This is a genomic window from Mesorhizobium robiniae (genome assembly GCF_040545535.1).
Lineage (GTDB): Bacteria > Pseudomonadota > Alphaproteobacteria > Rhizobiales > Rhizobiaceae > Mesorhizobium > Mesorhizobium robiniae.
This window is the reverse complement of sequence record NZ_JBEPMC010000005.1, coordinates 229,850-241,382: the sequence shown is the minus strand read 5'-3', so window position 1 is coordinate 241,382 and position 11,533 is coordinate 229,850. Positions and strand designations below refer to the sequence as shown.

At 60.7% G+C, this 11,533-nt stretch carries 9 protein-coding genes; 1 reads left to right on the top strand and 8 read right to left on the bottom strand.

Annotated elements, in window-relative coordinates:
* Nucleotides 1-286: 286 nt before the first annotated feature.
* The 3 genes from ABID19_RS16010 to ABID19_RS16000 form a co-directional block, all read right to left on the bottom strand.
* Entirely contained in the window at nt 287-1,666 is a 1,380-nt protein-coding gene (locus tag ABID19_RS16010; RefSeq protein ID WP_354491974.1) for a hypothetical protein, read from the bottom strand.
* A gap of 96 nt (nt 1,667-1,762) precedes the next feature.
* A complete protein-coding gene (locus tag ABID19_RS16005; protein WP_354491973.1) occupies nt 1,763-2,284 on the bottom strand; it encodes a GNAT family N-acetyltransferase in 522 nt (173 codons plus the stop codon).
* Nucleotides 2,285-2,357: 73 nt separating this feature from the next.
* Complete coding sequence (locus tag ABID19_RS16000; protein WP_354491972.1) at nt 2,358-3,182, bottom strand: hypothetical protein; 825 nt, start codon at nt 3,180-3,182, stop codon at nt 2,358-2,360.
* 206 nt (nt 3,183-3,388) lie between these two features.
* On the opposite strand from ABID19_RS16000, the gene ABID19_RS15995 reads away from it, so the two are divergent.
* Nucleotides 3,389-4,804, top strand: a complete 1,416-nt coding sequence (locus ABID19_RS15995; protein WP_354491971.1) for an adenylate/guanylate cyclase domain-containing protein — start codon at nt 3,389-3,391, stop codon at nt 4,802-4,804.
* Nucleotides 4,805-4,871: 67 nt separating this feature from the next.
* On the opposite strand, the gene ABID19_RS15990 is transcribed toward ABID19_RS15995, so the two are convergent.
* The 5 genes from ABID19_RS15990 to ABID19_RS15970 form a co-directional block, all read right to left on the bottom strand.
* Entirely contained in the window at nt 4,872-5,351 is a 480-nt protein-coding gene (locus ABID19_RS15990; RefSeq protein ID WP_354491969.1) for a class I SAM-dependent methyltransferase, read from the bottom strand.
* A gap of 148 nt (nt 5,352-5,499) precedes the next feature.
* On the bottom strand, nt 5,500-6,681 hold the full coding sequence (locus ABID19_RS15985) for an ABC transporter permease (RefSeq protein WP_354491967.1): 1,182 nt from the start codon (nt 6,679-6,681) through the stop codon (nt 5,500-5,502).
* Nucleotides 6,678-7,676 carry an ABC transporter permease gene (locus tag ABID19_RS15980; RefSeq protein ID WP_352936177.1) on the bottom strand — a complete coding sequence of 333 codons (999 nt, stop codon included), beginning with the start codon at nt 7,674-7,676 and terminating at the stop codon, nt 6,678-6,680. The genes ABID19_RS15985 and ABID19_RS15980 overlap by 4 nt, the downstream gene beginning before the upstream one ends.
* Nucleotides 7,677-7,678: 2 nt before the next feature.
* Nucleotides 7,679-9,577: an ABC transporter substrate-binding protein gene (locus ABID19_RS15975; protein WP_354491964.1), complete on the bottom strand. Its 1,899-nt coding sequence runs from the start codon at nt 9,575-9,577 to the stop codon at nt 7,679-7,681.
* Nucleotides 9,574-11,469: an ABC transporter ATP-binding protein gene (locus tag ABID19_RS15970; protein ID WP_354491962.1), complete on the bottom strand. Its 1,896-nt coding sequence runs from the start codon at nt 11,467-11,469 to the stop codon at nt 9,574-9,576. The genes ABID19_RS15975 and ABID19_RS15970 overlap by 4 nt, the downstream gene beginning before the upstream one ends.
* Nucleotides 11,470-11,533 lie beyond the last annotated feature (64 nt).

The window sequence follows — 11,533 nt, the reverse complement described above, 5'->3', positions numbered from 1 at the left end:
ACATGACCTCACTAGGGGCCGTGCCGGCGTGATCTCGCTACGCACTTCACGGCCAGGGTATTTCACAAGGATGAACCGATAACCGTCGACCAGCAAGCGGCAGCACAAATGGACATCGAGCGATCAGTGTGGGTGGGGTGGCAGAGCGCTGCCGATCGAAGCGGAAGCCGTAGTCGAAATCCCGAAGGCATCAACGTCAAGGAAGCGGCCGGATCAGACGCCAGAGGCTCACTCATAGATTGCCATCGCTTGCGGTGCGGACCAGAAAATCAACCTGACGTAAAGCTCAGCTCGCCTTGATCTCTGCCTGGCCGATCTTGCGCCATCGGGCGTTTTCGCGAACCAGTTTCAAGTCGTCGGTCGTCTCGGCAAATGTCCGCGAACGGTATTGCCGGAGCAGGTCCGGGAAGAGCGCCCCTTCCGGCAGTCCGGCAAGCTGCTCGCGGACCGAGATCTTTTCATCGATGACCCGCATGCCCCAGGCATTTTCCCGAACCTGCAACTCCGCAGCCAGATCGCGCTCTTCCGGCGCGTTCTCATCTAGCGCAGCCAGCAGGATTGAGTGGAAAAGCGCTACGTAACCAATCTGCCTCAGGCCGCCCACAACCCGCACGCGCGGCAATATGGCAAGGACGAGGAACATCAGGAACAAGTTTGGCAGCAGCACGCCGTCCAGCAGCGCCCGCCTGAGGTGCGGCCGCTCGAACGGGATGGAAAGACCGTTCGGCCTGTCAGGCTCGATCAGGTGCCCGTTCTCGAGGGCAAGCTTGCGCACGCGCTCCTCGCGGATGCCCCAGAAATAGGCCGTGGCATTGGGCAGGAATCTGCCAAACGGGCTCGATGCGGCCGCTTGCAAGGCACATTCGAGACGCTGGCGCCTTGCGGGCTCGATGAGCAGCCTGGAAAGAAGGCTGCCATCATGTTCTAGATGCCGCGCCACGACAGAAGCGGCGAGCCGATCATCGATGAAAACCGGCAGGGCCATGCCGGAACGATCCCAATCGGCGACCAGATCCTCGTTGAGGGCTGTAAGGGCATCGGCGGCGGTTCCAAACACCTTGTCCTGGCTGGCAAGTAGTGTGCCCAGCCAGCGGCTGGCATCCGTTTCGTCGCCCACCGCTTCGAGCGCGCGCTTGTTGAGGGTGACGGGACCGGCCGCGCAGGCGCTTTTGCGGCACAGTTTGTGGCGCCCCATGCCAAACAGGTTGACCTTGTCGTCACCGACATCGAGCCATCCCGGTCCCTCCCGGCCAATTGTCTCCATGGTCATCGTCGTTCCCATGAAGCCGAAGAAGGCCGACAGCCCGTTTTCGACCGCGCCGAGCCAGGCAAGCAGGAGGGCATCGAAGGTGATCCGGTCCATCAGAAGCAGGCAGTGCAGGCCGGACTGAATCACCGGTCTGTGCTCGAATTCATCGAGGGCCTTGCCGATCTCTTCAGGCTGCATGATCACCGCAAGGCGCTGATGCAGGACTTCGCGCAGGATCGAGCGGGCAGCAATCGCCGGGCCCGATGCAGGCCTTGCCACCGGCCGCCACAGATGGCGGGCATAATCGGAAACCGGCGCATTCCAGTTCTGCTCGATGTCACGCACGACTTCCGGGCAAAGCAGCGACAGCACAGCCAGAATTTCCACCGGAGGCGCAGGGGTTGGGTCGGCGGTCATTGGTCCGGTCTAGCCGCTTGCGGTGCAAACGCCAAGTGAGACCAGACTTGCCGGATGCGGCCGCCCACACATAGATCATCAACTAAACAGCGGATCTCAGAACCGCAGCCGCGCCATGCTCAGAAGATCGTGGTATTGCCCGTCGGTAAAACCGGCCTTCACATGCCGGCCTTCGACCTCGAAGCCGTGGCTTGTATAGAGACGGATGGCCGGTTCATTGTCGGCATAGACGGTCAACTCGACCCGCTTCAGGGCGCGCCAGTTGTCGGCCACGTCAAGCAGTGCGCCAAGTATGGCAGAGCCGATGCCCTTGCCGACAAAGGCATCGTCAAGGCCGATATTGATCTCGCCGATATGCGAACGGCGCGGCGAACCCTGCACGACCAGGCTGCCATGGCCGACGACCTTGCCGTCCAATTCCGCAACGATCCAGGTGGTTTCCTGTCCGGACTTGGCGATGCGCCGCTCCACCTGCTCCACCATCTCGAAAGGCATCCTCAGCGTGCCCCAGCGGAAGCCCGGCATGTTGAAGATAGCGCAAAGCGCCTCCGCATCGCTTGGCCGGACGGCCCGGAGCTGAGGCTGGATCTCTTGGGATGGCGAGGTCGTGCTGGTCATGGCGCTCCCGGCGAAGGCATCGGTCCGGCACGATGCACCGGACGTCACCTAAAAATCCAGCCGTCCGTCCAACTTATGATGCCGATTGCGGGCTGAAAGCCCCGGAGGCGGCGTAGAGTTTGAAGGCGCCGCTGATGCCGATCCAGCCGAAAAGGGCGAGCCAGCACAATGTCCCGGTCGCCGTCCAGTCGATCCGGTGCACCGCAGCGTCGGTGATGACGATGCCAAGGATGGCAAGCAGGCCAACCAGAAACTGCGCCAGGGCGAGCACCAGCAGTTCCTCGCGCGGCGTGCTTCTCCAGACGAGATACACACCGCCCGCACCGGCGAGGAAGATGGCGCTGTAGAGCTGAGCGTGAAAGGCATCGATCGGCCATGGCCAGAAGCTGCTAGATGTCAGGGGCAACAGCAACAGGCCGACGCCATAGAGCCCGAGGATCGCCGATTCTACCGGCATGTAGCCGCGCCATGCAGCGTTTAAGATCACGCCTTCTGCGGAAGGGCGGCCCCTGTTCCGCCACAGGAACAGCCCGGATACCGCGACCGAAGCAAGATAGACCAAAAACCAGAGCCAGGGCGCTTTGCGCTCGAAGTTGAAATAGTCGAGATTAATGAACGAAGCCACCGACACGATGACGGTGAAGATGAAGGCCATGACGAGCACGAGCCTGCCGGGCGACCAGCGATTCCAGACCAGCAGCGCCGCCATCACGACCATTTCGGCGGTGTAGAAGCCGCCGAGGAAGCGGGCATTGAACGGCGTGACGGCCCAAGGCCAGCGCGGCTTGACCAGCACCGGCGCGAAAAACAGGCCGGCGCCTACGATGAGGACGATGATGACCCCCACTGAAAAAAGGCGCAGCGCCGCGGGAAACGGCGGGTTGTCGGATGTCGGCATGGGAGAAAATCCCAAGGATGAATGCCTCATGGACCCATCATAGTGCCGCTTGCGGCCGGTGAAAATCCGCCGGATGGAAATTGAACCGCCACCAGGCTTGTCCATTCGAATGGCCGTACGGTTCGTTTCGGAGTAAGATGGACTGCCCGGACGGAAGACCGGTCCGGTCAACACGCCTCCGGGGCGCATTTTCCGGAGCCTGCACGATGAACGAAGCTCAGGATCTGTTCTCGCTTCTACGGCAATCGACCGATGTCGATCCGCAGGCAATCGACGCGATCAAGCGAACCATCGCGGAGGCCAAGGACCGCGACCTTTGCCGCATCAATGTGCCAGCCTTCGCCAGCAAGCATGGCCTCGACGAGGAACGCGCCATAAGCGCCTTTCTCCATGCGGCACGGGTGGGCATCTTCGACATTTCCTGGAATGTTCTGTGCCCCGGCTGTGGCGGCGTGCTCGACACCAACGCCACGCTGAAAACCCTCCAGAAGGATGAATACACCTGCGCGCTATGTTCCGAGGGCTATTCGCCGACCCTGGACGAGATGGTCGAGGTGACATTCACCGTCAGCCCCCGCGTGCGCAGGATTGCCGCCCACAATCCACACGAATTGCCGTTGATGGAATATTTCCGCCAGATCTACTGGGCGTCCGGCGTCGATCTGCCGGAAGAGGATTTCGCGAAGAAGATGGAAGCATTCTCGCTGGAGGATATCGAGCTTGCCCCCGGTGAAAAGGCGGTTCTGCCCATACAGCTTCCGTCCGAATTCGTCATCGTCTTCGAGCCCGTCACCCATTCAGTGCAGTTCATCGACGGGAAAGGCGAACCAACAAAAGAGCGCCGAAGCCTCTCTTTGGTCTTCGACCGCGACCATGTCCAGAACCAGACGCTGGAGATGCAGCCCGGCCCGTTGCGCATTTCGCTGGAGAACAGGACCGACACCCGCGTGCTGCCGACGGTCTTCATCGCCGGCCAGGAATTGCATGATTTCCTGGGCAAACGCCGGCCCTTCCTGACCGCCAAGCGCCTGCTCACCAACCAGACGTTCCGCGATCTCTATCGCACGGATACGCTCGACATCAACCAGCGCCTGAAAATCACCAGCCTGACCTTCCTGTTCACCGACCTGCGCGGATCGACCGAGCTTTACGAGCGGGTGGGCGATCTTTCAGCCTTCGATCTCGTGCGCGAGCATTTCCAGGTTCTGCACGAGATCGTCGCGGCGGAGGCTGGCGCCGTGGTGAAGACGATCGGTGATGCGGTGATGGCGACCTTCGCGACGCCTGATCGTGCGATTGCTGCGGCCCTCAGGATGCGCGATGCCATGCGTGAGCTCAACGACAAGAGCGGGCGCGAGGATCTGCTGCTCAAGATCGGAGTCCATGCCGGCCCCTGCATCGCCGTGTCCATGAACGAGCGGCAGGACTATTTCGGCCAAACGGTCAACATTGCTTCGCGGGTCCAGAACCTTGCCAACGCACAGGCGATCTTTGCCACGCGTGCGGTGGTGGACGACAATCTCACCGCCGAACTGCTGCACAGGAACGCGCTGACACCCGTGCCCCACGAGGTCTCGCTGCGCGGCATTGAGCGGGAGATCGCAGTCTATACGATCCCCTGAAGACTTGGCCCCTGAAGACTTGGCCTCTAAAGATTTAGCCCCTGAAGATTTGGGTCGTCTCGGCCCCTCAGACGCGCCTGCAGAGGAAATAACGATCGGCGGGCTCCGAAGTCGGCGGCGGGAGGCGTTGCAGCAGCGGGTGATCGAGCGGCGTGCCACTGACCGCGAAGCCGCCGACGCGAAGCAGGCGCGCAATCAGATCGGGAAGCCAGGTAGCGGTCACTGCATCGCGATCGTCATAGCCGGTGCCGATGTCGGCATGAACAAGAGCGGCGTCGATGCCAATGAACTTGCGGGCCGTCTCGCGTATTTCGCCCAGCACGAGGTTTTCAGCTTCGGGAATTGAGCTGGCGTGTGCGCCAACTTCGCGGTCGAACACCACGATCCGGCGCCCGGGCAGGCGCTCGCGCAGATGGTGGAACGTCCGGCCATTGCCGAGGCCGAGCTCGAGCACAAGCCCTTCCATCCTGGCCACCTCGGGGCAGATTTGATTGAGAATGTCGCGCTGTGCGGTCATCCTGCTGATGAAATTATCAAGGCGACTCATATGCGATTTTATGTCCTGAACCAGCAGCCCCGATCGAGGCTTGCCGCATATAGAGGCGAATGACAAACCCTGCAATAACCCAACCGGCCGCCGACAAGCGTCATACCGGGTGGAGTCGTCGGCAGGGCCGCGCGGCGGAACAGCGATCTCACTTGTAGGGATCTGCGGCGTCCCGCAAGCCGTCGCCGAGGAAGTTGAACGCCATGATGACGAGAATGACCGGGAGCATCGGCAAAAGCAGCCATGGATAGAAAGCGATGACGCTGACGCTGCGCGCCTCGGTGAGCAGGATGCCCCAGCTGGTTATCGGCGCCCTCAGGCCGAGCCCGAGGAAGCTCAGCGCCGTCTCACCCAGGATCATGCCGGGTATGGAGATCGTCGCCGTCGCGATCAGATGCGACATGAAGCCGGGAATGAGGTGCCGCCCGATGATGCGGCTGCTCTTGGCGCCCATCAATTGGGCGGCCAGAACGTAATCCTCCTCGCGCAAGGCTAAAAGCTTTGAACGCACGGCCCGCGCCAGTCCGGTCCAGTCGAGCAGCCCGAGGATGACGGTGATGCCGAAATAGATCAGGATCGGACTCCAGGTTATCGGCATGATCGCCGCCAGAGCCAGCCATAGCGGAATGCTGGGGATCGATTGCAGAACTTCGATTATCCGTTGAACGATCAGGTCGAAGATACCGCCGTGATAGCCGGCCAGTCCGCCGATGACAATGCCGAGCAGGAAGCTGAAACTGATACCGACGAGGCCGATTGTCAGTGAAATGCGTGCGCCATAGATGATGCGCGAGAGCACATCGCGCCCCAACCTGTCAGTGCCGGCTAGAAAGAGCTGGCCGTTTTCGGCGGGGCAGACAAAATGCCTGTCACCTTCGATCAAGCCCCAGAACTGATAACTGTCGCCCTTGCAGAAGAAACGGATCCGCTGAACATCATCCTTTTTCTCGATGTAGTTCCGCTTGAGCGTGTCCATATCCAGCGTCATCTGGCGGCCATAGACGAACGGACCGACGAATTGGCCGTCGTGGAACAGGTGCACCCGCTGCGGCGGCGAATAGATGTAGTCCATGTTGCGCGTGTGCAGATTGTAGGGCGCCAGGAATTCGCAGATGAGTATCCCGAAATAAAGCGCTGCCAGGAATATGCCTGATATAACGGCAACCCGGTGCTTCCGAAATTTCCACCACATCAGCCGCAACTGCGACGCCTGAAAGACCTTCGACTGCTCCGGCGTCATCGCCTCGACCGACTGCAGGTCAAAGGGCGCGGTGGAAACGTAGTGCTGCAGTGGAGCACCCGGAGCGGGCAGGGGCGAATGCGTGTTCATTTGGTGCTGCCGCCCTGCAAACGAATTCGTGGATCAAGCAGCGCCAGCGCCAGGTCGGAAATCAGGACACCGATGACTGTCAGAAAGGCCAGGAACATCAGAAACGACCCTGCCAGATACATATCCTGGCTCTGCAGCGCCTTGATCAGCATCGGCCCGGTCGTTTCCAAAGACAGTACGATCGCCGTGATTTCGGCGCCGGAGATGATGGCCGGCAGGATAGAACCGATATCGGAAATGAAGAAATTGAGCGCCATGCGCAGCGGATATTTGACCAGCGCCTTGAACGGATGAAGTCCTTTGGCGCGCGCGGTCACGACATATTGCTTGTGTAGCTCGTCGAGAAGATTGGCGCGCAGCCGCCGGATCATGCTTGCCGTGCCTCCGGTGCCGATGATCAAGACCGGAATCCAGAGATGGGCGAGGATCGACTTCGCCTTGGCCCAGCTCATCGGCTCGCCGAGATATTGCTGGTCCATGAGATGGCCGATGGATGTGCCGAACCAGATGTTGGCGAAATACATCAGGATCAGCGCCAGCATGAAGTTCGGAATGGCAAGGCCGAGAAGGCCGAAGAAAGTCAGGCCGTAGTCGCCCCAGCTGTATTGATGCGTGGCGGAGTACATGCCGATCGGAAAGGCGATGAGCCAGGTGAAGATGATCGTGACGAAGGAAACCAGCACCGTCAGCCACATTCGGTCCCCGACGACGTCGCGAACCGGCAGCTCATATTCAAAGGAATAGCCGAAATCGCCGTGCAGCATCCCGCCGACCCAGTAGAAGTAGCGAATGACCGGCGGCTGGTCGAAACCATATTCCTCGCGCATCATCTCGATACGATCGGAATCCACCGCTTCGCCCTGAGCCCGAAGCTCGGCGACATAACTGTCGAAATAATCGCCTGGTGGAAGTTCGATGATGGTGAACACCAGTGCCGATATGACCAGCAGTGTTGGAACCATCACGGCGATGCGCCAGACAAAATATCGAAGCACGCTCAGGTGTCTCCAAGCCAGAATGTATCCGGCATGTAGACACCGAAATAGGCGGTCGGATCGTAGCCGTAGAGCGCCTTGTCAGGCAGATTGCGCAGCCGTGAGGACACCAGAACCGGCTGGTGCGTTCCGTTCACCGTGCCGATCGAGAACACCTGATCGGTGTAGATCGACAGCATCGAACTCCAGATTTCGGCGCGCTCCGTGGATTCGGTCGATGCGTTCCAGCGCTTGAGTAAAGCCATCAACTCGATCACTTCAGGAAGATCGGGCGCCTCACCCATCTTGCCGTGAGATAAGTAGTAAGCGCCCCAGAGCGGCCATTGCAGTTGGTCGTCGATGGTGGGGGCCAGCTGGTACGGGTTCATGTCGGCGGTCGGCACGCCATTGTCGATGCCCGACCACATCGACATCATGATCTGGCCGCCAAGCGCGCGGCTGCGGAAGATATCGCGCTGCGAAGTCCGGATGAACAGGGCGATCCCGATCTTGCGCCAGTGATCGGTGATGAGTTCGAGTGCGTCGGTTTCCAGCGTGCTTTCGCCGGCCGTCTCCACGATGATCTGCGCAGGGCGTCCATCGGGAAGTATCCGCAGGCCGTCATCGTCACGCGTCTGAAGCCCGACCTCGTCAAGCAGGGCATTGGCCTGGTCGGGATCGTGGGCAACCCAGGCTTTCGCGAATTCCGGCCGATAGAGCGGGCTCTCCGGCAGGACCGTATCGGCACTTTCCTGCGCCAATCCGTAGAACACAGCCATATTGATCTCGCGCCTGTCTACGGCGAGCGAAAGGGCGCGGCGCACGCGCACGTCACGAAGAAGGCCACGCCACACCTGGTCGGAACAATTCAGATTGGGCAGCAGCGCCAGCCGCGAACCCTGTGTGCGTTTCCACAGATGCATCTTCACCGGGTAGCGCTTCTCCGCGTCCTTAAGGAAGGAGTAATCGCTGAAGTCGATCCCCATGCATTGCAGGTCGCTCTCGCCCGCACCGGTCTTGGCGGAGATGATCGCCGACGAGCTGACATTCATGACGATCCGGTCGACATAGGGCAGTTGCCGGCCATTCTCATCCATTCGATGAAAGAACGGATTGCGCTCGAAGACGAACTGCTCGGCCGGCGGCTTGGTCCGGTTCTGCCAGGGATCGAGCGTCGGCAGTTCCGGGTTCTCCGGGCGATACTGCCGCGACATGCGGATATGCAGGAGTGTCCATTTCTTGGCCCGGTTCTCCTTCATTAGGCCGGCGAGCCGGAATGGATCCTGGTATTTCTTGTGGAACTGCTTGAGATAGGTGGCCGGCAGAACAAGCGATAGCGGCGAAGCAGCAGCGAGCTTGGGCAGGAAGTCGGGATTGGGCGCATCCCAACTATAGCGGACCGTCAACGGATCGACGATCTCGAAGCGTGGCGGCTTGCCGTCCGCCAATAGGGTCGGGGCAAGCCCGCCTTGCGAAAGCTCATCGTTCAGCCAGACATCTTCCCAGCAATAGCGAAAATCCTCCGGCGTCAGCAGGCTACCGTCAGACCATTTATGCCCTTCCCGAATCTTGAAAGTGAAGACGCGATCATCTGCTACGTCGAAACTTTCGAGAATGTCGGCTTGCAAGTTAAGCTTTTCGTCATAGCCGACCAGGCGAGCATACCCGTAGATCGTCATCATCCGGATATCTTTCTGGCTGCCGATGATCGTGCGCAGTGTGCCGCCATACTGGCCGGGCTGCCGGCCCATCGCGGCGAGGTTCAACGCGCGCGGGCTCTTGGGCAAGCGTTCGGCGAGCGCCGGCAGCGCCTTGGCCTTCAGCTGCGGCTGAAGAAATTCCGGCTCCAGATCGCCGGCACGCGACGTGCCCGGCAGAAATGCCGAAGCCACGAGTCCAAGGACGGTGCGCCGGCTGATCAATGGCGTAACTCGCCGACATCGGCCGTACGCCGGGCCAGCACGAGGTGGCCGCCGCCGAGGTCGAGCGACGACAGCATATCCTCGTTGCCTTCCTCTCGGAACTGCGGTCCCCATGCGCTGCTGTCGGAAGCGCCGCCGAGCTTCAGCGCCTTGAAATCCATCGGCCTGTCGAGATCGGGGAAAGGTACTGCGGCGACCAGTGAGCGCGTGTAGGGATGGACTGGTTTCCTAAGCAGAATTTCGCGCGGCGCCAGCTCGACGATACGCCCGCCGCACATCACCGCGATGCGGTCTGCCATGTAGTCCACCACCGCCAAATTGTGGGATATGAACAGGTAGGTCAGGCCCAGTTCCTTCTGCAGGTCCTTCAGAAGGTTCAGGATCTGCGCCTGGACAGAGACATCGAGTGCCGAAACCGGCTCGTCGCAGATCAGGAGTTCAGGCCCCAGCGCCAACGCGCGCGCGATGCCGATACGCTGACGCTGCCCGCCGGAGAAACTGTGCGGATAACGCTTGATGAAGCGCGGATCGAGCCCGATTGCCTGCATCAGGCTCTTGACCGTGGCGAGTCGGGACGCGGCATTGCCACGTTGATGGATTTCCAGCGGCTCGCTCAAGATGTTCTCCACCGTCATGCGAGGTGAAAGCGACGAAACCGGATCCTGGAAGACCATCTGGATTTTCGCGCGCAGCATGCGCAGGGCGTCTCCCTCGGCTTCCAAGACGTCGATCGGACCATCGCGGCCGTTGAAGATCACAGAGCCGCCGCTAGGGGTGACAGCCCGCATCAGGATCTTGCTGACGGTGGTTTTACCGCAGCCGCTTTCGCCGACAAGACCCAGGCACTCACCCCGCCTGATATCGAAGCTCACGCCGTCCACGGCGCGAACAGAGGTTTGATGATCTCCGCCGAACCATCCGGACTTGCGGATGGTGAAGGTCTTGGCCAGATCCCTGACCGACAGCAGGATGTCGTCTGGCCCCTTCGATACCGGCGCCGTCTGCTTGCCAAGCAGGTTCCCGACATTCACCGGCACCTCGCGGAGCGCCTTGAGCCTTTCGCCAGGCTTCAGGTCGAAATGCGGAACGGCTGCCATCAGGCCCTTCAGGTAAGGGTGGCTTGGCCGGCGGAATATCGCCTCCACGGGTCCCGCTTCCATGATCTCGCCATGGTACATGACCACCACCTCGTCGGCGACATTGGCGACCACGCCAAGGTCGTGCGTGATCAGCAGCATCGCCATGTTCAGCTTCGTCTGAAGCCCGCGCAGCAATTGCAGGATTTGCGCTTGGATGGTGACGTCCAATGCCGTCGTCGGCTCGTCGGCGATCAACAGCGCGGGCCGGCAGATAAGCGCCATCGCGATCATGGCGCGTTGACGCAATCCTCCCGAAAGTTCAAAGGGATACATGTCATAGGCGCGCTTGGGGTTGGGAAAGCCGACAAGGCCGAGCATTTCCTCAGTCCGCGCCTTGCGCTCCGCCCGAGCCATGGGCGTATGAATCTGCAGGGCTTCGCTGACCTGATTGCCGATCGTGTGCAGCGGCGACAGCGATGTCATCGGCTCCTGAAAGATCTTGCCGATGCGGCTGCCTCTCAACGCCCGGATTTCGGGTCCGTCACGCGGCATCTGCAGGATATCCTGCGTCGTGCCGGGCTTTTCAGGATCGGAAAACAGGATACGGCCGCGAACATGGGCGGTGTTCGGCAAAATGCCCATCACTGCCTGGCTGAGAACCGATTTTCCGGAACCGGACTCGCCCACAAGCGCAGTAACCTTGCCGGGCAGGACGCGAAGATTTGCACGCCTGACGGCATGCAACGGTCCCCCTACAATGGCAAAAGAGATGCCAACATCCTCGATCCGCAGCAGATCAACGCCCGAATTCATTCTCACACCAGCCCCACTCTGGCAGGTCCAGAAGGCGAGACTAGCGCATTGCCAGCTTAGAGCA

What these genes read in the sequence shown, in the direction of transcription:
- ABID19_RS15990 (WP_354491969.1), bottom strand. Translation starts at nt 5,351, where the DNA reads ATGAGTCGCCTTGATAATTTCATCAGCAGGATGACCGCACAGCGCGAC.
- ABID19_RS15970 (WP_354491962.1), bottom strand. Translation starts at nt 11,469, where the DNA reads ATGAATTCGGGCGTTGATCTGCTGCGGATCGAGGATGTTGGCATCTCT.
- ABID19_RS16000 (WP_354491972.1), bottom strand. Translation starts at nt 3,182, where the DNA reads ATGCCGACATCCGACAACCCGCCGTTTCCCGCGGCGCTGCGCCTTTTT.
- ABID19_RS15985 (WP_354491967.1), bottom strand. Translation starts at nt 6,681, where the DNA reads ATGAACACGCATTCGCCCCTGCCCGCTCCGGGTGCTCCACTGCAGCAC.
- ABID19_RS16010 (WP_354491974.1), bottom strand. Translation starts at nt 1,666, where the DNA reads ATGACCGCCGACCCAACCCCTGCGCCTCCGGTGGAAATTCTGGCTGTG.
- ABID19_RS15995 (WP_354491971.1), top strand. Translation starts at nt 3,389, where the DNA reads ATGAACGAAGCTCAGGATCTGTTCTCGCTTCTACGGCAATCGACCGAT.
- ABID19_RS16005 (WP_354491973.1), bottom strand. Translation starts at nt 2,284, where the DNA reads ATGACCAGCACGACCTCGCCATCCCAAGAGATCCAGCCTCAGCTCCGG.